This window comes from Stenotrophomonas thermophila, assembly GCF_001499715.1.
GTDB lineage: Bacteria > Pseudomonadota > Gammaproteobacteria > Xanthomonadales > Xanthomonadaceae > Stenotrophomonas > Stenotrophomonas hibiscicola.
Map to the genome: position 1 here is coordinate 1 of NZ_CVIW01000003.1, position 24,291 is coordinate 24,291.

The following is a 24,291-nucleotide window of genomic DNA, read 5'->3' on the forward strand; positions in this document are numbered from 1 at the left end:
CTGGATCCGGTGTCGGACCCCGTTTCGCGTGCGGAGCGGGCTCTGACCCCATCTCAATCGCTTGGGTCGGAGCCCTTTCCTTCGGAAAGGAATTCGACCCCGCTGCTGGATTGCAGGCAAAAAAAATCCCCGCCGAAGCGAGGAGTTTTTTCGTTGGTGCCCAGGAGAGGACTCGAACCTCCACGGTTTTACCCGCTAGTACCTGAAACTAGTGCGTCTACCAATTCCGCCACCTGGGCGTTCCAGAGGCGCAATTGTGAAGATGAATCCGCAGGCTGTCAACGACTTCCTGAATATTTTTCACGCAAGGCCTTCAAGATGGCCACTGACCCGTTCTGCACGCCGTCAACGGCTACCATGTAGGGCGATGACTACCAAAAAACCAAGCAAGGGCGGGAGCACCTCCCGCAGCCAGGCCCCGAAGAAGGGCGCCAAGGCGGGCACGGCCCGCGCCACCAAGCCGGGCAAGCCGTTGCCGGGCTGGTTCCCCGAATTGAGTGAAGGCGGCGCACCGCCGCGTGGCCGCAAGGTCCGCAGCAACGACGTACCGGGCCCGGCCCCGGGCCGCAAGTTGCCGCCGACCGGCAAGGTGATCGACGATCCCTATGCCGCCCGCGAAGCCGAGAAGTACGAACAGCCCATCGCCAGCCGCGAAGCCATCCTGGCCCTGCTGGAGCGTTGCGAAGGGCCTCAGACGGCAGAGGAACTGGGCGCACGCTTGGGCCTGACCGCACCGGACCGGGCCGAGGCGCTGTCGCGCCGGCTCGGTGCCATGGTCCGTGATGGCCAGCTGGTGCAGAACCGCCGTGGCGGTTTCGCTCCGATCCAGACCCTGAACCTGGTCACCGGCGTGGTGATCGCCAACCCGGAAGGATTTGGCTTCCTGCGCCCGGTCGAGGGTGGCGACGACCTGTTCCTGCCACCGTATGAAATGCGCAAGGTCATGCATGGTGACAAGGTGCTGGCCCGTGTGACCGGCATCGACCACCGTGGCCGCCGCGAGGGCAGCATCGCCCGCGTGCTTGAGCGCGGCATGACCCGCCTGATCGGCCGTTTCAGTGTCGAGATGGGCATCAACTACGTGGTGCCCGATGACAAGCGCGTGCAGCGCAACGTACAGGTGCCGCCGGACCAGATCGGTGGCGCGCGCGACGGCCAGCTGGTGGTCTGCGAACTGACCCAGGCGCCGGACAGCCGCCGTCCGCCGATCGGCCGCATCATTGCCGTGCTCGGCGACAAGCTGACCGCCTCGCTGGTGGTGGAGACCGCCATCCACGGCCATGAACTGCCGTTCGAATTCCCGCAGGAAGTGCTGGACGAAGCGGCGTCGGTGCCGCTGGTGGTCGAACCGGCGATGATCGGCGACCGCGTCGATCTGCGCAGCATGCCGCTGGTCACCATCGACGGTGAAGATGCCAAGGACTTCGACGACGCGGTGTACTGCGAGCCGAACGTCGATGGCTTCCGGCTGGTGGTGGCGATTGCCGATGTCTCCAACTACGTCCGGCCCGGCACGCCACTGGACGAAGAAGCGCAGAAGCGCGCCACCTCGGTGTACTTCCCGGGCTTCGTGGTGCCGATGCTGCCGGAGACGCTGTCCAACGGCATCTGTTCGCTGATGCCGAAGGTCGAGCGCATGTGCTTCGTCTGCGACATGCAGATCGACCGCGACGGCCTGGTCACGCATTCGCGCTTCTACGAAGCGGTGATGAACTCGCATGCGCGCCTGACCTACACCCAGGTGTGGAAGGCGGTGGGTGAGGACGATGCCGATACCAAGGCCTGGATGGGTGACCTGCTGCCGCAGGTGCAGCGCCTGCACCAGCTGTACAAGGTCCTGTCCAAGGCGCGTGCCAAGCGTGGCGCCATCGAGTTCGAGAGCAGCGAAGTGCGCTTCGTGCTGGACAACCGCGGTGAAGTGACCCAGGCCGGCATGCTGGTGCGCAACGACGCGCACAAGCTGATCGAGGAATGCATGATCGCGGCCAATGTGGAGGCGGCGAAGTACCTGCTGTCGCGCCATGTGCCGGCCCCGTACCGCATCCACGAGAAGCCGCCGGAAACCAAGTACGCCGACCTGCTCGAATTCCTCAAGGAGTTCAAGCTGAGCCTGCCACCGTGGTCGAAGGTGCGCCCGGGCGATTACACCAAACTGCTGAAGAAGATCCGCGACCGCCCCGATGCCACGCTGCTGGAATCGGTGCTGCTGCGCAGCCAGAGCCTGGCCATCTACAGCCCGGAGAACCACGGCCACTTCGGCCTGGCGCTGGAGGCGTACGCGCACTTCACCTCGCCGATCCGTCGCTATCCCGACCTGCTGGTACACCGCGCGATCAAGCATGCGCTGTCCGGCAAGCCGCTGGACAAGTTCACCTACAACGCCCGCGAGATGGCCGCGCTGGCGCTGCAGTGTTCCGAGCGTGAGCGCCGTGCCGACGAGGCCGAGCGCGAGGTCGACGAGCGTTACCGCGCGGCGTGGATGGAAAAGCACGTGGGCGGCCAGTTCGACGGCGTGATCAGCGGCGTGACCAGCTTCGGCCTGTTCGTCGAGCTGGATGAGTCGAAGGTGCAGGGCCTGGTCCACGTGACCCAGCTGCCGCAGGACTATTACAAGTTCGACGCGACCCGCAAGACGTTGACCGGCGAGCGCCGCGGCGGCAGCTACCGGTTGGGCGACCGCGTGCGCATCCTGGTGCTGAAGGCCAGCATGGAAGAGCGCAAGATCGACTTCCGCCTGGTCGAGCACAAGGGTGAGGACGAGGGCGATGGCCTGCCGCCGCTGCCTGAGCGGGGCAAGCCGGCCAAGCGGAAGAAAGAGAAATATTGATGACCGTGGTAGTGCCGGCCGCTGGCCGGCATCCATGGCACCCTCGGCACCGACGGGTTGCCGGCCAGCGGCCGGCACCACCAGGAGACATCGCATGCAAGGCCAACCCGAATACAGCGGCGGCTGCCAGTGCGGCGCGATCCGCTTCCAGGCCCGTGGCGAGCTGACCCACAGCTCGATCTGCCACTGCCGCATGTGCCAGAAGGCCTTTGGTGCGTACTACGCGCCCTTGGTGTCGGTGCGGGGCGTGCAGTTCAGCTGGACCCGCGGCCAGCCGCGCTATTTCCAGTCCTCCAACGTGGTGCGGCGCGGGTTCTGCGCCGACTGCGGCACGCCGTTGACCTACGAAGCGCCCGATGGCGTGGCGGTGGCTGCCGGTGCGTTTGACGAACCCGAACGCCTGCCGCCGACGATCCAGTACGGAGTCGAGCGCAAGCTGCCCTTCGTCGACAGCCTGGCCAGCCTGCCGGCGCGACGTACCGAGGAAGACATCGCCGCGCTGGATTTCCTGGCCACGATCGTGTCCCACCAGCACCCCGACCACGACACCCCGCACTGGCCGCCGCGCAGCCGTTCAGCCGGGGGATGAACGGCCGGTAGCGCCGGGCCATGCCCGGCGAGCGCGAAGCGCGGCCGCCGCCGATGCTCTACCATAGCCACCCCCTTTCCGGTCCCCGCCCGCATGAGCAAGAACAGCCAGTGGATTGTCGGCGTCAACGCCGTCGCCTCCTCCATCGAGAACGACGCCGAGAACGTCCGCGAAGTGCTGGTCGAGGCCGGTGCGAAGAACCCGCGCCTGACCGAGATCGAGGAAAACGCCCGCCGCAAGGGCATCGACGTGCGCAAGGTGAACAGCCAGGCGCTGGACGGTGTCGGCGGTTCGGTACGCCACCAGGGCGTGGCCGCGCGCTATGCCGCCGCCCGCACTTACAGCGAGAACGAGCTGGAAGGCCTGGTCACCGCAGCCGAGGGCAAGGCCCTGCTGCTGGTGCTGGACGAAGTGCAGGACCCGCACAACCTTGGCGCCTGCCTGCGCTCGGCCGCTGCGGCCGGTGCAACCGCAGTGATCATCCCCAAGGACAAGTCGGCCACGGTGAACGCGACCGTACGCAAGACTTCGGCCGGTGCCGCCGATCTGATCCCGGTGGTGGCGGTGACCAACCTGTCGCGCTGCCTGAAGGACCTGCAGAAGCAGGGCGTGTGGATCTACGGCCTGGCCGGCGAAGCCACCGCTTCGCTGTACCAGCTGGACCTGAAGGGCAACATCGCCCTGGTGCTGGGGGGCGAGGCCGATGGCCTGCGCCGCCTGACCCGCGAGAACTGCGATGGCCTGGTCAAGATCCCGATGCCGGGTGAGATCGAGAGCCTGAATGTCTCTGTCGCCGCCGGCGTCAGCCTGTTCGAGGCCGTGCGCCAGCGCGGCTGATCTGTAGAGCCGAGCCCACGCTCGGCGATCGCATACCCGATCAAGGAAGCAGCCGAGCATGGGCTCGGCTCCACAGTAGCCGCTACCCCGCGCTGCCGCCCAGCGCCTTGAACAGGGTCACATCGTTGTTCAGCTGGCCCTGCCGCGCGCGCGCCAGTGACAGCTCGGCATCGCGCCGGGTCTGCTGCGCTTCCAGCCAGGTGCGCAGGTCGGTCGCGCCCACGCGGTAACGCACTTCCTGCGCGCGTTCCACTTCCACCGCTTCGTCATACGACGCCTGCGAGGCCGCCACCTGCCGCGCCAGCTGCTCGCGTGCCGACAGCGCGTTGTCCACTTCCGAGAGCGCGGTGTACAGCGTCTTGCGGAAGTTGGCCGCGGCGATCTGGTAGGCGGTGCCGGCGATGTCGGTATCCAGCTGCGCGCGCTGCAGGTTGAGGAACGGCAGTGACAGGCCCGCGCCCAGCGTGGCCACCGGATTGCGCAGCACATTGCCCAGTGAGGTGGCGCTGGAACCGAGGCTGCCGGTCAGGCTCAACGCCGGGTAATACTGGGTTGCCGTGACCTTGATCGTCTTCAGGCTGTTGCGCAGGCGCAGCTCGGCCGCGCGCAGGTCGGGACGGCGGCCCAGCAGGTCGGCCGGCAACCCCTCGACGATGTCCGGGCTGCGTGCGCCCAGCAGGTCCTGCGGTTCGTCCTGCTGCGGCCAGGGCGTGCCATCCAGCAGTACGGTCAGTGCATTGCGCACTTCCACCCGCTGCTGTTCCAGCGCGCTCTGCGCCGAGCGCTGCGACTGCAGGTTCTGCAGCGCCTGGCGCACTTCCAGGCGCGATACCGCGCCGGCGTCGAAGCGGGCCTGCACCAGTTCGCGGGTACGTTCCAACCGCTCCAGGTTGGCCTGGCCGGTGGCGATGGACTGGTTGAGATAGGCCAGGTTCCAGTACTGGGTGATGGTGTCGCCGATCACCAGCAGCGCGGTGTTCTGCCGGTCTTCCTCGCTGGCTTCGGCTTCCCAGCGGGCGATGTCGCGCTGGGTGCGCAGGCGCCCCCACAGGTCCACTTCCCAGCCCAGCGAGACGCCGGTGGAATAGCTGCGGCGCCAGTCATCGGCCTGGTCGGTGGCGCGGCTGGCACTGCCGCTGACGCCCGATGACGAAGGCTGCGGCCACAGCGCATTGCTGGCCAGGCCGGCCTGCAGGCGTGAACGCTGCACGGCCAGGCCGGCGGCGGCCAGATCGCTGTTGGCGGCCAGCGCCTGCGCCACCAGACGGTCGAGGCGTTCATCGCCGAAGCCGGTCCACCAGGTGTCCTGCCGGATGTCGCGGCCGGGTGTATCCAGGCTGCTGCGCGGGCCGTCGGCCGGTGCATTGAGGGTGGCATCGCCACGCCCATACTGCGCCGCCACGGCCGGGTCATGCACCGGATAGCGGCCGACGGAGGCGCAGCCGGACAGGGCGAGTACAACCGCACCGGCCGGCAGCAGGTGCCGGGGAGCGGGGAAGGGCAGTCGGATCATCTTCTTCATTCGCGGGCCAGGGCCTCCACCGGATCGAGTTGCGCGGCGTTGCGTGCGGGCAGGAAGCCGAACGCCACGCCGATCAAGGTCGAGCAGGCGAACGCGGCAACGATCGAGGCGGTGGAGAACAGCACCTGGAAATCGCTGGCGAAGCGGCCGATCATCGAGCCCAGCAGCAGCGCCAGGCCGATGCCGAGCACGCCGCCGAGCAGGCACACCAGCACCGCCTCGATCAGGAACTGCTGGCGGATATCACTCTGCCGTGCACCCACCGCCATGCGCACCCCGATCTCACGGGTGCGCTCGGTCACCGACACCAGCATGATGTTCATCACGCCGATGCCACCGACCAGCAGTGCGATGGCGGCGATGGCACCGATCAGCAGGGTCATCGTGCGCGTGGTCTGCTCGATGGTCTGGCGGATCTCCGCGCTGTTGCTGAGGAAGAAGTCCTCGGTGCCATGGCGCAGGGTCAGCAGGCGGGTGATTGCTTCCTGCGCCGCATCCATCGGTGTGTCGTCGTCCACACGTACGGTGATGCTGGAGACGTGGCTCTGGCCGAGCATGCGCGACATCACCGTGGTGTACGGCACCCACACGCTGAGGCTGGTACTGCCACCGAAGCCGAAACTCTGGCGCTTGGCCACGCCGACCACGCGTGCCGGCACGTTGCCGAGCAGGATCACCTGTCCGACCGGGTCGACATCGGGGAAGAACTGGGCCTGGGTGTTCTCGTCGATCACCGCCACCTGGCCCAGGCCCTTGACTGCATCGGCATCGAAGAAGCTGCCGCTGAGCAGAGTCACGCCCTTGACCCGGAAGAACTGCTCGCCGACGCCGCTGACCTGGGCGGTCGACGACTGGTTGCGATAACGCGCGGTGACCGAGGTCGATACGCTGGGGGTGGCGCTGTCCACGTAGCTCTGCTTTGCCAGTGCATCGGCATCGCTGGCCTTGAGCGTCTGCACCCGGGCCGAGCGCATGTCGCCGAAACCACGGCCGGGATAGACGTCGATGGTGTTGGTGCCGAGCGCGCTGATGTTCTGCAGGATCTGCTGCTGCGAGCCGTTGCCCAGCGCCACCACCGACACTACCGAGGCGATGCCGATGATGATGCCGAGCATGGTCAGGAAGGTCCGCAGCCGATGGGCGTTCATCGCCAGCAGCGCCATGCGGAACGCTTCGGTGAAGCGGTCTCGGGCCGCCCGCCAGCTGTTGCCGTGGGCGGCTCCGGTACTGGCTTCGCGCTGCGCACGGTAGGCCGGCGCATTCGGGTTGGCGCGGTCGGCGATGATCTCGCCATCGCGGATCTCGATGATGCGCTGTGCGTGCTGGGCCACGCTCATGTCGTGGGTGACGATGATGATGGTGTGGCCTTCGGCATGCAGTTCGCCGAGGATCGCCATCACTTCCTCACCGGATTTCGTATCGAGCGCGCCTGTGGGTTCGTCGGCCAGGATCACCTCGCCGCCGTTCATCAGCGCGCGTGCGATCGACACGCGCTGCTGCTGGCCACCTGACAGCTGGCCGGGCTTGTGATGCATGCGGTCGCCCAGGCCCAGGCGTTGCAGCAGCTGCTCGGCACGCGCATTGCGCACTGCGCCCGGGCTGCCGGCGTACACCGCCGGCACTTCCACATTGCCGCGCGCGTCGAGGTCGCCGAGCAGGTGGTAGCGCTGGAAGATGAAACCGAAATGTTCGCGGCGCAGTTCGGCCAGTTCGTCCGGCGCCATCTTTCCGGTCTCGCGGCCGGCCACCTGGTAGCTGCCGCGGGTGGGGCGGTCGAGGCAGCCGAGGATGTTCATCAGTGTCGACTTGCCCGAGCCGGACTGGCCGACGATGGCCACCATCTCGCCAGCATGGATGTCGAGATTGACGTCGCGCAGCACGGCGATCACATCATCACCGGCCGGAAACTCGCGTCGCAGGTCGCGCAGGCGCAGCAGCGGCGCCGTCGTGCTCATCGGCGCCCCATGCCCGGGCCACCGACCCGCATCGGCATGCCGCCGCGGTTGCCGCCGCCGGCACCGGCACCGGCGGCGCTGGCCTCGCCGACCACCACGCGCTCGCCTTCCTTCAACCCGGACAGGATCTCGGCGGAGGCGCCATTGTTGATGCCCACCGTGACCTTGCGCGGCTGCGGCTGGCCCTTGTCGTCCAGCACTCGCACCATGCGCTCGTCGCCACGGCGTTTCGGCCCCAGCGCCACCGCCGGCACCATCAGCACGCCCTTGGCCTGCTCGAGCAGTACTGAGACCTGCGCGGTCATGTCGATGCGCAACGTGCCGTCCGGATTCTCCACGTCGAACAACGCGTTGTAGTAGACCGCGCTGCTGGAACTGGAACTGGACGAACTGCTGGAGCTGGAGGAGCTTTCGTTGGCGATCGAGGCCGGCGCCGGATTGATCTGGCGCAGCGTGGCGTGGTACTTGCGGTCCGGGTCACCCAGCGTGGTGAAGTACACCGGCATGCCGGGCTTGATCTTGACCACGTCGGCCTCGGAGATCTCGGCATTGACGGTGACCACGTCCAGCCGTGCCAGCATCACGATGGTCGGTGCGGTCTGGTTGGCGTTCACGGTGCGGCCTTCCTCCGCCACCACCGCCACCACGGTGCCGTCCATCGGCGCGGTGATGCGGGTGTAGGCCAGGTTGGCGCGGGCGGTGCCCAGTTCTGTTTCGCGGCCCTTGATCTGCGCCTCGTAGGACTGCAGCTGGGCCCGGGCGGTCTTCAGCTGTGCTTCGGCGGCATCGTATTCCTGGCGCGAGGTGGCCTCGGCCGCCAGCATCTGCTGCTGGCGCGCGAACTCCAGTTCGGCCTGGCGCAGGGTGGCCTGCTGCACGGCGCGCTGCGCGGTGACCTGGTCCAGCGAAGCCTGCGCGTTGAGCACCTGGTTCTGCTGGGTGGTGGCATCGATCTCGGCGATCAGGTCGCCTTCCTTCACGGTGTCGCCCAGCTGTACCTTCAGCGACTTGATCTGGCCCGAGGCCTGGGCGCCGACGCTGACCAGCTTGTAGGCGTCGATCACACCGGTGGCCTCCACTGTCTGCTCGATGTCACCACGGCTGACGGGCGCGGTCGCCACCGCCGGGACGGCCGGCTTGCGCAGCAGCCACCAGGCGGCTGCAACGACGGCAAGGGCAAGCAGGGCGACCAGTATCAGGCGACCCCGGCGGGTCGCGGGCAGCAGGCGGAACGTCACGTCGTGGCTTCACTCTCGGGGCCGCGCGGGCGGCGTTGGTGGGCATTGTGAAGACCGGGCGACAGGCGGCTCAATCCTCGGGGTATGTCTCTATGTAACACTGTCGGCAAACAGGCGTAACCACAGGTATCCCGACCATCGGTGGATACACTGGTACGCATTGCCCCGGATGCGGTTCAGCTGCCGACACGGGATGATCGCGACATGGAGACTGAAAACACGATGCATCGACTGCTGATCGTCGACGACGACAATGACATCCGCACCCTGCTGGCCGAGCAGCTCGGCCGCGCCGGCTACCAGGTGAGCACTGCGGCTGATGGCACCGCCATGCGCCAGCTGCTGGACCGTGAGCACGTGGACCTGATCGTGCTCGACCTCAACCTGCCGCGTGAGGATGGCTTGACCCTGTGCCGCGACCTGCGCGCGCGCTCGAACACGCCGGTGATCATGCTGACGGCTCGTGCCGAGCCGATTGACCGCGTGCTGGGCCTGGAGATGGGCGCCGATGACTACCTGGCCAAGCCGTTCGAGCCGCGCGAGCTGCTGGCGCGCATCCGCAATGTGCTGCGCCGGACCGAGGCGCTGCCGGCCAACCTGGAGCCATTGGCGATTCGCCGTGCGCGCTTCTCGCGCTGGGTGTTCGACCTGGAACACCGCCATCTGGTTGACCCGGACAACCGCGTGGTGGTGCTGTCCGGCGCCGAGTTCCGGCTGCTGCGGGTGTTCATTGCCCATGCCAACAAGGTGCTGTCGCGCGAGCAGCTGGTCGCGCTCAGCAGCGGGCGCAATTACGAGGCACAGGACCGTGCCATCGATCTGCAGGTCAGCCGGCTGCGCAACAAGCTGGGCGACGACGGTGGCCCGGATGGGCTGATCAAGACCGTTCGCAACGAAGGCTATGTACTGGCCTCCTCGGTGAACCTGGAATAGGCCGCGATGAAACGCCTGCGCCATTTCCTGTCCTCGATGGTCGGGCGGTTGTTCGTGATCCTGCTGCTGGGCATGAGCGTGGCCGCGATCGGCGCGACCATGCTCGCCACCTCCAAGCGGCAGCAGGAGTTCGAGCGGCAGAACCTGAACCGCATCGCCGACCGCCTGCAGGGTTACGTCAACCTGCTGGACGGCAATCCGGAACTGCGCGAGCGCCTGCTCGAGATCGGTGGGCCCAGCGTCCGCGCCCTGCAACCCGGCGCGCGCCTGGGGCGGGCCGATACAGCTCTGATGGAAGTGCTGGATGACCGGCCAGGCCCGGTCGCACGCGCGCACGTGCACTTCGCTTCATTCCGCTCCTGCATCCCCAAGCTGCAGGAACTGCTGCCGCCGCCGCCGCCCGGGCATCGCAAGCACCCGCGCGAGCGTGATCCGGCGTTCATTCCGCCCAAGTGCCGCGCGGTGGACGTAACGCTCACCGATGGCACGCTGCTGAAGCTGGCGCTGGATTCGCCGGCGGTAGCGCACAACGGCATCCTCGCCGTTGACCCGTGGTTCCTGACCCTGCTGGTGTTGGCGATCGCGGTGCTGGCCTATATCGTCGCGCGCATTGCAAGCGCGCCGCTGCAGGAGTTGGCCGCTGCCGCCGAAGACCTGGGCGACGACCTGCAGCGCGATCCCTTGCCGCTGCGCGGGCCGCGCGAAGTGCAGCGCGCCGCCGAAGCCTTCAACGCCATGCAGCACCGGCTGCAGCGGCACCTGGCCGAGCGCACGCAGATGCTGGCAGCGATCACCCACGATCTGCAGACGCCGCTGACGCGGCTGCGGCTGCGGCTGGAGAATGTCAGCGACGAGGCCCTGCGTGAGCGCCTGATTGGCGATCTGGCCGCGATGCAGGCACTGGTACGCGAGGGCCTGGAGCTGGCCCGCAGTGCCGAGAGTGCCGAGCAGCGTGCAGCACTGGACCTGGATTCGCTGCTGGAGAGCATTGTCGAGGACACCGCCGAAGGCGGCGCCGATGTGGTCTTCGAAGGCGTCAGCGGGGCGGTGCTGATGCTGCGCCCGCTGGCCATGCACCGCCTGTTCTCCAACCTAGTGGACAATGCGGTGATGTATGCGCAACGGGCGCGGGTACGGGTCGAGCGCAGTGGGGGTGCGATCACCGTGGTGGTGGCCGATGATGGCCCGGGCCTGGCCGAGGAGCAGCTGGAGGCGGTGTTTGATCCCTTCGTGCGGGTGGAAACCTCGCGTTCGCGCCAGACCGGCGGGGCCGGGCTGGGCTTGACCATCGCCCGCGCCCTGGCCGAGAAGGATGGGGCGCGGCTGTGGCTGCGCAACCGTGCCGAAGGCGGGCTGGAGGCGGTGGTGCAGTGGCCGGCCAGCGCCCAGGTGACGCCGCCGGGGCGCGCCGGCTGAGCCTTCGCAGCTGGCGATGGTGACGCGGTGGGCCGGCTTTGGCCTATCATCTGCCCAACTTCCCAGTTCCCCCCCGATGAGCCAGCCCGTTCCCGCCGGCATGCCGCTCCGCGCTGCCCGGCTGTTCCCGCACGCTGCCAGGCACGGCAGCCCTGCCTGGCCGCCGCCGCTGCACTGATGGCCGCACAGGGGGACATCCGGCGCTGGGCGGAGCGCCGCGGATCAGATATCGGTCGATGGCTGCGACAGGGCCTGCTGTGCCTGCTGCTGGCCCTCGCGCTGCCGGTGGCTGCGCAGGAAGGGGCGCCGCCGCTGCGCGACTATGCCATTGATGTATGGACCTCGCGCAATGGCCTGCCGCACAACTCGCTGCGTGACATCGCGCAGACCCCCGAAGGCCACCTGTGGTTCGCGACCTGGGAAGGCCTGGTGCGCTACAACGGCCTGGATTTCACCGTGTTCGACCGCAGCACCCGCCCGGGCCTGCGCGACAACGGCATCGGCGCGCTGTTCGTCGACCGCCAGGGTGGCTTGTGGATCAGTGATTCGCGCGGCAACGTCAGCCACCGTGGCAGCGATGGCCAGTGGCGCGTCTGGGAGCACCAGGCCGATACGCCGCAGGTGCTGATCCAGTCCATGCAGATGGACAGCCAGGGCCGGCTGTGGCTGCTGTACGAGGGCAAGGGCATCGGCTATCTGACACCGGACAATGGCATCGTCTACCAGGCGCCGGCGGCCGACCTTCCGATGGCGATGAGTTTCACCAAGCTGGTGGTCGATGCGCAGGACCGGGTCTGGGTCGGTACGCTGGACGGCCTGGTGCTGCGCGACAACGACGGCGTGCTCAAACGCGCGCCCGCAGCCTGGGGACTGGGGGCCGGCAGTGGTCTTTCATGGCCCTACCGTGCGCCGGATGGTGCGCTGTGGATCGTCGCCGGCGAGCGCCTGTACCGGGTGGAAGATGACCAGCTGGTGCTGATGCACCGTCTGCCGGGACAGCTGCACATGACCTCGATGCTGCAGGATCGCCATGGTGACCTGTGGCTGGGCACCGAGAACCAGGGCCTGCTGCGCATCTCCGCCCATGGCCTGGAGCGGCTGCCGGCAGGCCTGAACCTGCCGGGCGGACGCGTGGTCAGCCTGCGCGAGGACGCCGAGGGCAGCATCTGGGTGGGCGCCAACGGCGGGCTGTACCGCCTGCGCGAAACGCTGTTCAGCAGTTACACCGAGCGCGATGGGCTCAGTGGCGACTATGTGCGCACCGTGTTCGAGGACCGCGACCGCCAGCTCTGGGTGGGCAGCGCCAGCGGCCTCGATCTGCAGACGGCCGACGGCCGCTTCCGTGCGATGCCCCTGCACAACCGCGGTGGCAAGGCACCTTCGGTGCTCAGCCTGGCGCAGGGACCGGACGGTGACCTGTGGGTCGGCACGTTCGGCGATGGCGTCTACCGTCTTGGTCCCGACGGCCGGCTGCGGCACAACTACGCCGCTGCCGATGGCATGCCGGGCGGCAACATCCGCGCGATCAGCGTAGACCCGCAGGGCGTGGTCTGGGCCGGCACGCAGAAGGGCGTGGTCCGCATCGACGGCGACCGTGTGCAGGTATCAAGCATGGCGGGCATGCCCGGGGGCCTGATCACCGCGCTTGAGCACGATCATCAGGGCAACCTGTGGATCGGCACCATCGAGGGAATCCGCGTGCTGCGCGGCGACCACGTGCAGTCGATCGACCTCGCGCCGATGGGCGGTGGCCGCAGCGTGTTCGGCTTCCACCAGTTGGGCGACGCGATGTGGATCAGCAGCGACCGTGGCCTGTACCGCTGGCGGAACGGGATGCTGGCGCGGGTGGGGCTCGAGCAGGGTATGCCGGTGGACGCGGTGTTCCAGCTGGTGCCTGATCGTCTTGGCAACGTGTGGGTCAGCAGCAACCGAGGCGTGCTGCGCACCGACATGGCTACCCTGAACGCGGTGGCCGATGGCCGAGCACCCCGGGTGATGGTGGAGCGCTACAACGAGATCGACGGCATGACCAATGCGCAGGCCAACGGCAGCTCGGGGCCTTCGGCGATCCTGCGCCAGGACGGCACGTTCTGGGTGGTGACTGCCGGTGGCCTGAGCACGGTTGATCCGCAGCGCCTGCAGCGCTTCCGCGAGCGGCCATCGCCGCCCGCCGCGATCGAGAGCGTGCAGGTGGATGGCGCGCCGGTGCATTGGGAAGGACCGGATCGCAACGCCATTCCCGGCGGCCGCCGCCTGGCGGTCAGCTATGTCGGCCTGAGCTACCTGATGTCTGACCGGATCCGTTACCGCACGCGGTTGGATGGGCTTGATGCCGGCTGGGTCGAGCGCGGCCCGCAGCGCAGCGTGGAGTTCGTCGGCCTGCCGCCGGGCGAATACACCCTGCACGTGGCGGCGGCACATCCCGGTGGCAGCTGGGGCCAGCAGGAGGCGGTGTGGAGCTTCACCGTGGAGCCGTTCTGGTGGCAGCGACGCAGCGTGCAGGTGCTGGGGGCACTGGTGCTGCTGGCCGGGCTGGTGGCGCTGTACCGCTTGCTGCTGCAGCAGTTGAAGGCCAGCAACCTGCGCCTGGCACGGCGGGTGGACGAAGCAACTTTCGACCTGCAGGCCAAGACCGTGCACCTGCAGGCGCTGAACCAGGAAAAGACCGAACTGGCCGAGCGCCTGGCACGCCAGGCTGAGGCATTTGAACGGCAGGCCCGCGAGGATGCACTGACCGGCCTGCCCAATCGCCGCGCCTTCGACGAAACCCTTGCCCGCGACTTCGCCCGTTCGCAGCGCAGTGGTCATCCACTGTGCCTGGTGGTGCTGGATATCGACCACTTCAAGGACGTCAACGACCGCCACAGCCACAGCATCGGCGATGCCGTGCTGGTGCAGGTGGCGCGCTTGATCGCTGCGGCCTGCCGCGATTCGGACCTGCCGGCGCGCACCGGCGGTGAAGAGTTCGCGCTGCTGCTCAACGACACCCGCCTGGAAGAGGCCGCACAGCTGTGCGCACGCCTGCGCGGCCTGTTCCATGACCACCCGGACTGGGCCGGTGTGGAAGGCCTGCGCGTGACCTTCAGCGCGGGCCTGGTGGAGCTCGATGCCGACGACCGCACCCCGGCGCTGCTGTACCAGCGCGCAGACCGTGCACTGTACCGCGCCAAGAGCGATGGCCGCGATCGTACGAGTATTGGTTGATCGCATCCACGCATGGCGTGGATCCACCGTGCGGTGAGTGGTGGGTGCGGACCGTTGGTCCGCACTGCGTGGATGCGGTTGCGCCGTTGGCTGCCTTACCGCGGCCAGGCGTTGGCGATGGTGCAGAACAGCCGCGCGGTCTGTTCGGTGTCATACACCGCGCTGTGTGCCTCGTTGGCATCCCAGCCCAGCCCGGCGGCCGTGGCGGCGCGCGCCAGCACGGTCTGCCCGTAGGCGATGCCGGCCAGGGTGACCGTGTCGAACACGCTGAACGGATGGAACGGGTTGCGCTTGTGACCGGTGCGGGCCACGGCGGCGTTGACGAAGCCAAGGTCGAAATGGGCGTTGTGGCCGACCAGGATCGCGCGCTGGCAGCCGTATTTCTTCATTGCTGCGCGCACCGGGGTGAAGATGTGGTCCAGTGCGGCCTTTTCTTCCTTGGCCAGCCGGAACGGATGGTCGAGGATGATGCCGGTCACTTCCAGCGACTTCGGGTCGATCTCCAGGCCTTCGGCCGGCACTACATGGGCGCTGGCGGTCTGGCCCGGGTACAGCAGGCCGTTCTCGTCCATCTCGATCGGCACTGCGGCTATTTCCAGCAGGGCGTTGCGCTGGCTGTCGAAGCCGCCGGTTTCCACATCCACCACCACCGGCAGGAAACCGCGGAAGCGTTGTGACATCGCGCGCTGCGCCTGGGATACTGCGGAATCGGGAGCGGCGGCAGGTGCGGGAATGGGGTCGGTCATGCGTGAATTCTAGCAGAGCGACCCTGAGCGCCCGGCCACGCAGCCCATGCCCGCCACCGTGGCAGAACCCGGTAGGTGCCAGCCTTGGTTCGCACGCGATGCGCCGACCAAGGTCGGCATCTACCGGACCGCGGGACGTGCCGTCGTACCCGACGGATGCCACCGCCACAGCAACGCATCCACGCTCAGCCTGCCTGCGCCGGTGAAGACCAGCGGCAGCAGCATCGCCATGAACAGCACCGGCAGCTTGAAGTTGCCGAAGCCCTGGTCAGTGATCGCATAGCCCATGGCGAGGTCGCCCAACGAGTTCCATTGCATTGGCCAGTGCACGGCGTAGGTGGCCACCACGGTCAGCACCAGCAGGCTGGCAGCGGCAAAACGGGTACCAAAGCCGAACAGCAGGCAGGCTGCGCCGAGCAGTTCAAACCAGGTGGCCAGTTGCCAGTTCAGGGCAGCGGGCAGCTGGTTGAACGGAAACGGGAAGGCGTCCTGCAGATCGGCGAACCAGTTCTGGCCTTGCAGTTTCTCGCGGCCGGATTCGAAGTATTCCCAGGCCAGCAGCAGCCGCAGGCCGAGCGGGGCCAACCAGGGGGCGAGACGGTCCAGCTGGCCACGCGCGGTGGCCAGGGGCGGAAGCTTCATCGGTGCATCTCCGGGGCGGGGAAGGGAGGCGTCAGGCAGGTGCGGTCAAAGGGCCGATCACGCCGGCCCGCAGGAACTGCTGCAGCAGCGCGGCACCGGGTTCGGCCAGCGTTTGTTCGGCCAGGCCATGCGCGGCGGCCAGTTGCTTCAGATAGGCATGTCCATCGAGGCCGGGCTGCTCCCCGATGCTGGACAGCAGGTACACCGCCAGCGGGCTGAGTACGGCGAAGCGCACCTCGCCATCGGCCTCGCGACGCACCAGCAGGCCGGTCGGCTCGGCCGGCAACTGGGTAGGTGCGTCCTCGGCGCCGAGGCGGTGCACCGGCCATTGGTACAGCAGCGGCCACGCCAGCGGTGAGCGCTGCAGCGGCACCCGCAGCGGGTCGATGTCCGCTACGACCGGCAGCGGTTCGGCGTCCAGTTGGTACAGCGCGGTTTCCACCCACTCGTAGTGGGCCAGTTCGGCCAGCGCAGGGTGTGGCAGCTGCGGCTGTGCCTGCAGCCACTGCACGAATTCGGCGGCCAGTTCGGTGAACAGCGGCGTCTGGCAGCGATGGGTTGCGAAGTAGTGGCGCACCAGTCCGCTCCAGGCTGATACGCCGAGCAGGCGCACGCAGACCGGAAAGCCGTTGCTCAACAGGCCGAGCAGGTTGTTGAACAGCAGCCGCTGGTAGACCGCGACGCGCCGTGGCTCCAGCCCGCCCGGTGGCGGCACGCCCTGGGGATCTCGCAGATAGGCGGTGAATGCGTGCTGCTGCGCACGCAGCGTGGCGGGGGTATCAGCCATATGCCGCCTCCGCGTGCACGGCCTGCAGGCGGCGGATGGTCTGCAGTTCGCCGCGCAGTTCGGCATAGGGCGGGAAATTGAAATCGCGTTCGAGCAGGGTGGGGCGAGCGCCGATGCGCGCATAGGTGCGTGCCAGCAGCTCCCAGACCGGGTCGATCACCGCGCTGCCGTGGGTATCGATCTTCAGGTCCGGTGCCTCGTCCAGATGCCCGGCCACGTGCAGGCAGACGATGCGGTCTGCGGGCAGGCCAGCGATGAACGCGTCGGCGTCGTAACCGTGGTTGCAGGCGTTGACGTAGACGTTGTTGACGTCCAGCAGCAGGTCGCAGTCGGCTTCGGCAAGCACGGCGTTGGTGAAGGCCAGTTCGTCCATCGCTGGTTCCGGTGCCAGGTAGTAGGACACGTTTTCCACCGCGATGCGGCGACCCAGCACGTCCTGCACGCGGGCGATGCGTGCGGCGGTATGGCGCACCGCTTCATCGGTGAAGGGGATCGGCAGCAGGTCGTACAGGTGGCCGTCGTCGCTGCAGTAGCTCAGGTGTTCGCTGTACAGCGGCACGCGGTGTTTTTCCAGGAACTGGCCAACCTGCTCCAACAGCTGCGTATCCAGTGGCGCAGTGCCGCCCAGCGACAGGGACAGGCCGTGGCAGCTCAGCGGATGGCGCTGTGCCAGCTCGGCCAGTGCGTCACCGGCGGGGCCGCCGACATGGATCCAGTTCTCCGGCGCGCATTCGAGGAAATCGAAATCGCTAGCCGGTGCATCGCGCAGCTCCTGCAACAGCGCCCGGCGCAGCCCCAACCCGACGGCCGCCGCACGAAGCGGCGACCGCAGGTTGGCGATGCTGGCGCGGACCTCAGTGCTTGCCACCGCACTTGCCTTCGCCACACTTGCCTTCGGCGGCCTTCTTGTCGCCGGCCTGAGCCTTGGCGCCTGCTGCCGCACCGGCAGCCTTGCCCTTGTCGGCGCCGCACTTGCCTTCGGCGGACTTGCCATCTGCGCCACACTTGCCTTCGGCATGCTTGGCGGCCTCTGCGGAGGTCTTGGCTTCGGCGCCCTTGGCATCGGTGCTGGCCTTGGCAGCCTGGCCAGCCACCAGATAGCCCTGGGCCAGGTCGCTCATGCTCAGCGCCGAGGCATTGGCGGTGATGCCAAGGCCGGCGGCCAGGGCGGTAGCAGTCAGCAGGGACAGGGTCTTGTTGGAACTGCTCATCGGTCGTGCTCCTGGGTGGTGAGGGCGGGTGCCCGGGTGGCCGGCAGGGATGCCGGTGGAAACGATGGTGCAGCGATCCTACTCAACGAATCCTCGCCAAGACCTCAAATTTTCGTGAGGTTTGTTACAGAAGGGGAACACGGTTCCCGGTGGATCCACGCCATGCGTGGATGAATCGCCGGAACGCCCAGAAACAAGAAGGCCGCTGTCACCAGGACAGCGGCCACCTTGGAGTCGACTCCGGTGTTGCAGTGCAGCGTCAGGGCTGGCCGGTGCTGGAGGTCTCGTCGCGCTTCTCGCGCGGCGGCAGCGGCTGCTCCCCGTGCACCAGGAACCATACGTTCTCGGCGATGTTGGTGGCGTGGTCGCCCACGCGCTCCAGGTTCTTGGCCATGAACAGCAGGTGCGTGCACGGGGTGATGTTGCGCGGGTCTTCCATCATGTAGGTCAGCAGCTCGCGGAACAGCGCGGTGTACTGTGCGTCCAGGCGGGCGTCGTCCTCGCGCAGTTCCAGTGCGGCGTCGGCGTCATTGTCGCGGTAGGCGGCAATGGCACGACGGACCTGCTGCGCGGCCAGGCGGCCCAGCGCACGCAGGCCCTGGATCTGCGGCAGCGGCGGCACCTTGCCCAGCGCGATCGAACGCTTGGCCACGTTCGCTGCATAGTCGCCGATGCGTTCGATGTCGGCCGGGATGCGCAGGCCAGCGAGGATCTCGCGCAGGTCGCGCGCCATCGGGCCACGCAGGGCCAGGCGCATCACGTCATGGCTGATCTGCTGCTCCAGCGCATCAATGGCTTCGTCGTTGGCGATGATGCGATGGGCGGCGTTCTCGTCGCGCTTCTCGATCACGTCCATCGACGCTTCGAGCTGGGCGACGGCCATCTCGCCCATGCGCACGATTTCGGCCACCAGGCGCTGCTGCTCTTCGTCGTAGCTCTTGACGATGTGGTCGTTGGGAAGGTTCATGGTCTGCAATCCGGGTGGAGCCAGGCCGTGCCTGGCTGGGACATGTGGCGAAGGATCAGCGTCGATCAGCCGAAGCGACCGGTGATGTAGTCCTCGGTCTGCCGCTGCGACGGCTGCGAGAAGATCACTTCGGTGCGGTCGTGCTCGATCAGGTCGCCCAGGTACATGAAGGCGGTGTAGTCGGAAACGCGCGCGGCCTGCTGCATGTTGTGGGTGACGATGACGATGGTGTACTCGTGCTTGAGCTCTTCCACCAGCTGCTCGATGCGGCTGGTCGAGATCGGATCCAGCGCCGAGGTCGGCTCGTCCAGCAGCAGCACCGACGGGCGCAGCGCCACGGCACGGGCGATGCACAGGCGCTGCTGCTGGCCACCGGACAGGCCCAGCGCGCTCTGCCCCAGCTTGTCCTTCACTTCGTCCCACAGTGCACCCTGGCGCAGTGCCTGCTCGACGCGGTCGGCCATATCGGCCTTGCTCAGCTTCTCGTGGTGGCGGATGCCGTAGGCCACGTTCTCGAAGATGGTCATCGGGAACGGCACCGGCTTCTGGAACACCATGCCGACCTTGCTGCGCAGGCGGTTCATCGGGTACTTCGGCGACAGGATGTTCTCGCCGTCCAACAGCACCTCACCGCGCGCTTCCAGCTTCGGGTACAGCGCGTAGATGCGGTTGAAGATGCGCAGCAGGGTCGATTTGCCGCAACCGGAAGGACCGATCAGCGCGGTCACGCGCTTTTCCGGGATTTCCAGGTTGATGCCCTTCAGGGCGTGGAACTTGTCGTAGTAGAAGTCCAGTCCACGCGCAGCCAGCTTCACCGGCGACGGCGTGTGCAGGCTCTCGTGCGAGGACGGCACGGCGATGCGCTGCATCGGCACGGCGTTGGAAAGGTCGTTCATGGCGTTGTCCACGGAAAGGTCAGTCATGGGAGATACGGTTGCGCAGCAGGATGCCGCGGGCGGCAAGGCTGACCAGCAGCACGAAGACAGTCAGCACCAGGGCACCGGCCCAGGCCAGTACCTGCCAGGATTCGTACGGGCTGCCGGCGAACTGGTTCATCACCACCGGCACCGAAGCCATCGGCTGGAAGATGTTGTTGTTCCAGTACTGGTTGCCGAAGGCGGTGAACAGCAGCGGAGCGGTCTCGCCGGAGATGCGGGCCAGCGCCAGCAGGATGCCGGTGATGATGCCGGCCGAGGCACTGCGGTACAGCACCTGCACGATCACCTTCCACTGCGGGATGCCCAGCGACAGGGCCGCTTCGCGCATCTGCGAGGGCACCAGGCGCAGCATCTCGTCGGTGGTGCGCACCACCACCGGCAGCACGATGAAGGCCAGCGATAGGGCGCCGGCGAACGCCGAGAAATTGCCGCCGGTCTGCATTACATACAGCGTGTAGACGAACAGGCCCAGCACGATGGACGGCGCCGACAGCAGGATGTCGTTGACGAAGCGAACCACGGTGCCGGCCTTGCGGGCGTTGCCATACTCGGCCAGCCAGGTGCCGGCCAGCACGCCCAGCGGGGTGCCGATGCCGATGGCCAGTGCACACATCACGGCACTGCCGAAGAAGGCGTTGGCGAGGCCGCCGTCCTGCATCGGCGGTGGCGTCATCTTGGTGAACAGATCCCAGTTGATGCCGGCCAGGCCCTTGGCAGCCAGGGTGAACAGGATCCAGCCCAGGAAGAACAGGCCGAACAGGGCGGTGGCGCAGGACGCAGTGATCGCAACGACGTTGCCGATGCGGCGGCGCAGGTACAGCGAATCAGCGGTGGTGGACATCAGTTGCCCTCCTTGCGGGACAGGCGCATCAGCATCAAGCGGGCGATGGCGAGCACCACGAAGGTGACGATGAAGAGGACGAAGCCGAGCAGCAGCAGGGCCGAACGGTAGGTTTCAGTGGCTTCACCGAAATCGTTGGCGATCAGCGCAGCAATGGTGGTGCCCGGTTCCAGCAGCGACGGCGACAGGCGCACGCTGTTGCCGATCACGAAGGCCACCGCCATCGTCTCGCCGAGGGCGCGGCCGAGGCCGAGGAAGATGCCGCCGATCACCGCCGAGCGGGTGTAGGGCAGGACGATGTCCCAGCTCACTTCCCACTTGGTGGAGCCCAGCGCATAGGCCGATTCCTTCAGGCGGGTCGGCACGGTCAGGAACACTTCGCGCATCACCGAGGAGATGAACGGAATGACCATGATGGCCAGCACGAAACCGGCGGTGAGCATGCCGATGCCCAGCGGCGGGCCCTGGAACATCGGGCCGATCACCGGCCATTCGCCCAGGGTCTCGTTGAGGAACGGGGTGACGTACTCGGTCATCACCGGCACCAGCACGAACAGGCCCCACATGCCGTAGATGATCGAAGGGATGCCGGCCAGCAGTTCGATGGCGGTACCGACCGGGCCACGCAGCCAGCGCGGCGCGACTTCGGTGAGGAAGAAGGCGATGCCGAAGCTGACCGGCACGGCGATGACCATCGCGATGACGGCGGTGACCAGGGTGCCGTAGATCGGAGCCAGAGCGCCGAACTTGTTTTCGACCGGATTCCAGTCGGCGGAGAAGAAGAAGCTCAGTCCCTGCATCTGCAGGGCATGGCGACCGCCCCACAGCATCGACAGCGCGGCGCAGGCCAGGGCGATCAGGACGAAGATGACGGTGCCGACCAGCACCCATCGGAACAGTGTGTCGTTGCGGGCATCACGCGCATCACGCGTGGACGGGGCGGCTACAGGCTGGGCGATGGCATTCATGGGGACGGCTGGGCCAGGAAGGGGCGGGGCGGCACGGCGTGGAACAAGCGGTGCCCGCGCGGGGCGGGCACCGTCGAGTCCCTCACTTCAGGTCGGTCGCCCAGTAGGCCTCGATCTGCTTGACCAGTTCGGCCGGCAGCGGCACGTAGTGCAGCTCGTTGGCCTGCGCCTGGCCGTTCTCGAAGGCCCACTTGAAGAAGGCCAGGGTGTCCTGGTTGCGCTTGGCATCCTTCGGCTTCTTCTGCATCAGCATGAAGTTGGTGGCGGTGATCGGCCACGCCTGCTCGCCCGGGGCATTGGTGATGACCAGGTTGAAGTCCTTGGCGCTGGCCCAGTCGGCGCTGGCGGCCGCGGCGGCGAAGGTTTCCGCGCTCGGCTCGACCCAGTTGCCGGCCGCGTTCTGCATGGCGGTGTACGGCATGCCGTTCTGCAGCGCGTAGGCCAGTTCGACGTAGCCGATCGAGCCCTTGATCTGCTTCACATAGGAAGCGACGCCTTCATTGCCCTTGCCACCGACGCCGTCCGGCCACTGCACCGAGGTGCCTTCGCCGACCTTGCTCTTCCACTCCGGGCTGACCTTGGACAGGTAGTTGGAGAAGTTGAAGGTGGTGCCCGAACCGTCCGAACGGTGGACCAGAGTGATCTTGCCGTCCGGCAGCTTCACGCCCGGGTTGGCGGCGACGATGGCCGGGTCGTTCCAGGTCTTGACCTTGCCCAGGAAGATGTCGGCCAGCAGGGCGCCGCTCAGGCGCAGCTTGCCGGCTTCCAGGCCTTCGATGTTGACCACCGGCACCACGCCGCCGATGGCCGACGGGAACTGCGCCAGGCCGGCCTGGGCCAGCTCCTCGCTGCTCAGCGGCTTGTCGGACGAACCGAAGTCGACGGTGCCGGCCTTGATCTGGGCGATGCCGCCGCCGGAGCCGATCGACTGGTAGTTGATCTTGGCGCCGGTGCTGGCGTTGTAGTCGGCCGACCACTTGGAGACCAGCGGGAAGATGAAGGACGCGCCGGCACCGGACACTTCGGCGGTCACCTTGGCACCGGTAGCGGCCGGGGCAGCGGCACCGTCGGTGGCCGGCTGCTGCGCGGCCTGCTTGTCGCCACCGCAGGCCGACAGGCCCAGGGCGATGGCCAGGGAAAGGGCGGCAAGGCCGGCCGAGTGCAGTTTCATGGTCACTCCATAGCGGGGAAGAGCCGACGCGGTCGGCGGATGCGGCTATGAAATGATGTTTTTGTTACAGCCGTATTACGACCATGACAGAGGTGCCCTGGATCACGTTCTGACAAGGGTTTCACAGGGTTGGCGCCGATCCGGCAGTTGCCCGGAAACCCCGGATCTGCGCACTGATATGACGGCCGGTGCAAGGTAGAGCCGAGCCCGCGCTCGGTTGTTCCCTGCCCTCGGTAGCTGCGGACCGTTGGTCCGCACGCTCCAGAGCGCAGCCGAGCGTGGCTCGGCTCTACAGAGTCAGGCGCATCCCCAAGAACAAGAAGAGCGCGAGATCTCGAGGATCTCGCGCCCGGGTGGGAGCGGCGGGGGAGAGAGGACCCGCCGCCCCCGTTCCTGCGGGGGAACGCGCTTACTTCAGGTTCTGCGACCAGTAGGTCTCGATCTGGCGGACCAGGCTGTCCGGCAGCGGCACGTAGTCCAGCTGGCGGGCCTGGGCATCGCCGTTCTTGTAGACCCAGCGGAAGAATTCCTGGGTCGCCTTGCCATTGGCAGCATTCTTCGGCGTCTTCTGCACCAGGATGAAGTTGGTGGCAGTGATCGGCCAGGACTCGGCGCCCGGCGCATTGGTCATCACCAGGTAGAAGTCGCGGGCGTTGGCCCAGTCGGCACTGGCGGCAGCGGCAGCGAACGAGGTGTCGCTCGGCTGCACGAACTTGCCGGCGGCATTCTTCATCGCGGTGTAGGAGAGCTTGTTCTGCAGCGCGTAGGACAGTTCGACATAGCCGATGCCGCCCTTGATCTGCTTCACATAGGCGGCAACACCTTCGTTGCCCTTGCCGCCGATGCCGGCCGGCCACTGCACCGAGGTGCCTTCACCGACCGAGCTCTTCCACTCCGGGCTGACCTTGGACAGGTAATTGACGAAGTTGAAGGTGGTGCCCGAGCCGTCCGAACGATGCACGACGGTGACCTTGGCGTTGGGCAGGGTCACGCCCGGGTTCAGCGCGGCGATGGCCGGGTCGTTCCAGGTCTTGATCTTGCCCAGGAAGATGTTGGCCAGCACGGCGCCGTCCAGCTTCAGCGCGCCCGGCGCGATGCCGGCCACGTTGACCACCGGCACCACGCCGCCGATCACCGACGGGAACTGCGCCAGGCCCGCAGCAGCCAGGTCTTCCGGCTTCAGCGGCGCGTCGGAGGAGCCGAAATCAACGGTCTTGGCCTTGATCTGGGCAATGCCGCCGCCGGAACCGATGGACTGGTAGTTGACCTTGTTGCCGGTTGCGGCGCTGTAGTCGGCCGACCACTTGGACATGACCGGGTAGATGAACGATGCGCCCGCGCCGGTGATGTCGGCGGCGTTGGCGGCGAACACGGACGATGCAGCCAGGATGGCGACAGCGGCGCGCGATTTGAAGGCGTGGATCACAGGGAGACTCCTGGGGTGGTGGTCGAAGGGCGGTTGCCCGACGTTTCGGTGCACATTCCATAACGGTTGCGTG

General features: G+C 67.3%; 20 protein-coding genes and 1 tRNA gene. 6 read left to right on the top strand and 15 right to left on the bottom strand.

Annotated elements, in window-relative coordinates:
* Nucleotides 1–154 precede the first annotated feature (154 nt).
* Nucleotides 155–239, bottom strand: a tRNA-Leu gene (locus tag BN1263_RS02885).
* Between the two features lie 128 nt (nucleotides 240–367).
* Here BN1263_RS02885 and rnr point away from each other — a divergent pair.
* The 3 genes from rnr (at nucleotide 368) to rlmB (ending at nucleotide 4,253) form a co-directional block, all read left to right on the top strand.
* On the top strand, nucleotides 368–2,827 hold the full coding sequence (gene rnr / locus BN1263_RS02890; RefSeq protein WP_058979456.1) for a ribonuclease R: 2,460 nt from the start codon (nucleotides 368–370) through the stop codon (nucleotides 2,825–2,827).
* Nucleotides 2,828–2,921: 94 nt separating this feature from the next.
* Nucleotides 2,922–3,416, top strand: a complete 495-nt coding sequence (locus BN1263_RS02895; protein ID WP_019659092.1) for a GFA family protein — start codon at nucleotides 2,922–2,924, stop codon at nucleotides 3,414–3,416.
* A 93-nt stretch (nucleotides 3,417–3,509) separates the two neighbouring features.
* Entirely contained in the window at nucleotides 3,510–4,253 is a 744-nt protein-coding gene (gene rlmB / locus BN1263_RS02900) for a 23S rRNA (guanosine(2251)-2'-O)-methyltransferase RlmB (protein WP_005408775.1), read from the top strand.
* Nucleotides 4,254–4,335: 82 nt separating this feature from the next.
* Here the strand turns inward: rlmB and BN1263_RS02905 are convergent, their stop codons facing one another.
* Genes BN1263_RS02905 through BN1263_RS02915 form a run of 3 tightly spaced genes read right to left on the bottom strand, consistent with a single transcriptional unit; the run spans nucleotide 4,336 to nucleotide 8,968 of the window.
* Nucleotides 4,336–5,775 carry an efflux transporter outer membrane subunit gene (locus BN1263_RS02905; RefSeq protein WP_058979458.1) on the bottom strand — a complete coding sequence of 480 codons (1,440 nt, stop codon included), beginning with the start codon at nucleotides 5,773–5,775 and terminating at the stop codon, nucleotides 4,336–4,338.
* Nucleotides 5,772–7,730, bottom strand: a complete 1,959-nt coding sequence (locus BN1263_RS02910) for a MacB family efflux pump subunit (RefSeq protein ID WP_058979460.1) — start codon at nucleotides 7,728–7,730, stop codon at nucleotides 5,772–5,774. The genes BN1263_RS02905 and BN1263_RS02910 overlap by 4 nt, the downstream gene beginning before the upstream one ends.
* Nucleotides 7,727–8,968, bottom strand: coding sequence for an efflux RND transporter periplasmic adaptor subunit (locus BN1263_RS02915; RefSeq protein ID WP_058979462.1), 1,242 nt, complete (start codon nucleotides 8,966–8,968; stop codon nucleotides 7,727–7,729). Before BN1263_RS02915 ends, BN1263_RS02910 begins: the two co-directional genes overlap by 4 nt.
* A 204-nt stretch (nucleotides 8,969–9,172) precedes the next feature.
* Here BN1263_RS02915 and BN1263_RS02920 point away from each other — a divergent pair, with 204 nt between their 5' ends.
* The 3 genes from BN1263_RS02920 (at nucleotide 9,173) to BN1263_RS02930 (ending at nucleotide 14,521) form a co-directional block, all read left to right on the top strand.
* Nucleotides 9,173–9,901: a response regulator gene (locus BN1263_RS02920; protein WP_019659087.1), complete on the top strand. Its 729-nt coding sequence runs from the start codon at nucleotides 9,173–9,175 to the stop codon at nucleotides 9,899–9,901.
* Between the two features lie 6 nt (nucleotides 9,902–9,907).
* Entirely contained in the window at nucleotides 9,908–11,317 is a 1,410-nt protein-coding gene (locus BN1263_RS02925; protein ID WP_058979464.1) for an ATP-binding protein, read from the top strand.
* A gap of 177 nt (nucleotides 11,318–11,494) precedes the next feature.
* Nucleotides 11,495–14,521: a ligand-binding sensor domain-containing diguanylate cyclase gene (locus BN1263_RS02930; RefSeq protein WP_058979466.1), complete on the top strand. Its 3,027-nt coding sequence runs from the start codon at nucleotides 11,495–11,497 to the stop codon at nucleotides 14,519–14,521.
* A gap of 95 nt (nucleotides 14,522–14,616) precedes the next feature.
* Here BN1263_RS02930 and rnt read toward each other — a convergent pair whose 3' ends face one another.
* From rnt to pstS (BN1263_RS02985), 11 genes are all read right to left on the bottom strand, one after another.
* Entirely contained in the window at nucleotides 14,617–15,201 is a 585-nt protein-coding gene (gene rnt / locus BN1263_RS02935; RefSeq protein WP_005408782.1) for a ribonuclease T, read from the bottom strand.
* Between the two features lie 186 nt (nucleotides 15,202–15,387).
* Nucleotides 15,388–15,909 carry an HvfX family Cu-binding RiPP maturation protein gene (locus tag BN1263_RS02940; protein ID WP_058979468.1) on the bottom strand — a complete coding sequence of 174 codons (522 nt, stop codon included), beginning with the start codon at nucleotides 15,907–15,909 and terminating at the stop codon, nucleotides 15,388–15,390.
* Nucleotides 15,910–15,940: 31 nt separating this feature from the next.
* The gene (locus BN1263_RS02945) at nucleotides 15,941–16,696 is read right to left on the bottom strand and encodes an HvfC family RiPP maturation protein (protein WP_058979470.1); all 756 of its coding nucleotides are present in this window, start codon (nucleotides 16,694–16,696) and stop codon (nucleotides 15,941–15,943) included.
* Nucleotides 16,689–17,564 carry an HvfB family MNIO-type RiPP peptide maturase gene (locus BN1263_RS02950; RefSeq protein WP_058979472.1) on the bottom strand — a complete coding sequence of 292 codons (876 nt, stop codon included), beginning with the start codon at nucleotides 17,562–17,564 and terminating at the stop codon, nucleotides 16,689–16,691. Before BN1263_RS02950 ends, BN1263_RS02945 begins: the two co-directional genes overlap by 8 nt.
* Nucleotides 17,551–17,907, bottom strand: a complete 357-nt coding sequence (locus tag BN1263_RS02955) for an HvfA family oxazolone/thioamide-modified RiPP metallophore (RefSeq protein ID WP_058979473.1) — start codon at nucleotides 17,905–17,907, stop codon at nucleotides 17,551–17,553. Before BN1263_RS02955 ends, BN1263_RS02950 begins: the two co-directional genes overlap by 14 nt.
* A 259-nt stretch (nucleotides 17,908–18,166) precedes the next feature.
* A complete protein-coding gene (gene phoU, locus BN1263_RS02960) occupies nucleotides 18,167–18,874 on the bottom strand; it encodes a phosphate signaling complex protein PhoU (RefSeq protein ID WP_005408787.1) in 708 nt (235 codons plus the stop codon).
* Between the two features lie 65 nt (nucleotides 18,875–18,939).
* Nucleotides 18,940–19,770, bottom strand: coding sequence for a phosphate ABC transporter ATP-binding protein PstB (gene pstB / locus BN1263_RS02965; protein WP_005408788.1), 831 nt, complete (start codon nucleotides 19,768–19,770; stop codon nucleotides 18,940–18,942).
* A gap of 19 nt (nucleotides 19,771–19,789) precedes the next feature.
* Nucleotides 19,790–20,653: a phosphate ABC transporter permease PstA gene (gene pstA, locus BN1263_RS02970; protein ID WP_005415894.1), complete on the bottom strand. Its 864-nt coding sequence runs from the start codon at nucleotides 20,651–20,653 to the stop codon at nucleotides 19,790–19,792.
* A complete protein-coding gene (gene pstC, locus BN1263_RS02975; RefSeq protein ID WP_019659079.1) occupies nucleotides 20,653–21,621 on the bottom strand; it encodes a phosphate ABC transporter permease subunit PstC in 969 nt (322 codons plus the stop codon). The genes pstA and pstC overlap by 1 nt, the downstream gene beginning before the upstream one ends.
* Before the next feature lie 82 nt (nucleotides 21,622–21,703).
* On the bottom strand, nucleotides 21,704–22,792 hold the full coding sequence (gene pstS, locus BN1263_RS02980) for a phosphate ABC transporter substrate-binding protein PstS (RefSeq protein ID WP_058979476.1): 1,089 nt from the start codon (nucleotides 22,790–22,792) through the stop codon (nucleotides 21,704–21,706).
* A gap of 409 nt (nucleotides 22,793–23,201) precedes the next feature.
* On the bottom strand, nucleotides 23,202–24,218 hold the full coding sequence (gene pstS / locus BN1263_RS02985) for a phosphate ABC transporter substrate-binding protein PstS (protein ID WP_005415897.1): 1,017 nt from the start codon (nucleotides 24,216–24,218) through the stop codon (nucleotides 23,202–23,204).
* Nucleotides 24,219–24,291: the final 73 nt, after the last annotated feature.

Coding starts and splice junctions, on each gene's coding strand:
- rnr (WP_058979456.1), top strand. CDS start 368: ATGACTACCAAAAAACCAAGCAAGGGCGGGAGCACCTCCCGCAGCCAG.
- BN1263_RS02895 (WP_019659092.1), top strand. CDS start 2,922: ATGCAAGGCCAACCCGAATACAGCGGCGGCTGCCAGTGCGGCGCGATC.
- rlmB (WP_005408775.1), top strand. CDS start 3,510: ATGAGCAAGAACAGCCAGTGGATTGTCGGCGTCAACGCCGTCGCCTCC.
- BN1263_RS02905 (WP_058979458.1), bottom strand. CDS start 5,775: ATGAAGAAGATGATCCGACTGCCCTTCCCCGCTCCCCGGCACCTGCTG.
- BN1263_RS02910 (WP_058979460.1), bottom strand. CDS start 7,730: ATGAGCACGACGGCGCCGCTGCTGCGCCTGCGCGACCTGCGACGCGAG.
- BN1263_RS02920 (WP_019659087.1), top strand. CDS start 9,173: ATGGAGACTGAAAACACGATGCATCGACTGCTGATCGTCGACGACGAC.
- BN1263_RS02925 (WP_058979464.1), top strand. CDS start 9,908: ATGAAACGCCTGCGCCATTTCCTGTCCTCGATGGTCGGGCGGTTGTTC.
- BN1263_RS02930 (WP_058979466.1), top strand. CDS start 11,495: ATGGCCGCACAGGGGGACATCCGGCGCTGGGCGGAGCGCCGCGGATCA.
- rnt (WP_005408782.1), bottom strand. CDS start 15,201: ATGTCACAACGCTTCCGCGGTTTCCTGCCGGTGGTGGTGGATGTGGAA.
- BN1263_RS02940 (WP_058979468.1), bottom strand. CDS start 15,909: ATGAAGCTTCCGCCCCTGGCCACCGCGCGTGGCCAGCTGGACCGTCTC.
- BN1263_RS02945 (WP_058979470.1), bottom strand. CDS start 16,696: ATGGCTGATACCCCCGCCACGCTGCGTGCGCAGCAGCACGCATTCACC.
- BN1263_RS02955 (WP_058979473.1), bottom strand. CDS start 17,907: ATGAGCAGTTCCAACAAGACCCTGTCCCTGCTGACTGCTACCGCCCTG.
- phoU (WP_005408787.1), bottom strand. CDS start 18,874: ATGAACCTTCCCAACGACCACATCGTCAAGAGCTACGACGAAGAGCAG.
- pstB (WP_005408788.1), bottom strand. CDS start 19,770: ATGAACGACCTTTCCAACGCCGTGCCGATGCAGCGCATCGCCGTGCCG.
- pstA (WP_005415894.1), bottom strand. CDS start 20,653: ATGTCCACCACCGCTGATTCGCTGTACCTGCGCCGCCGCATCGGCAAC.
- pstC (WP_019659079.1), bottom strand. CDS start 21,621: ATGAATGCCATCGCCCAGCCTGTAGCCGCCCCGTCCACGCGTGATGCG.
- pstS (WP_058979476.1), bottom strand. CDS start 22,792: ATGAAACTGCACTCGGCCGGCCTTGCCGCCCTTTCCCTGGCCATCGCC.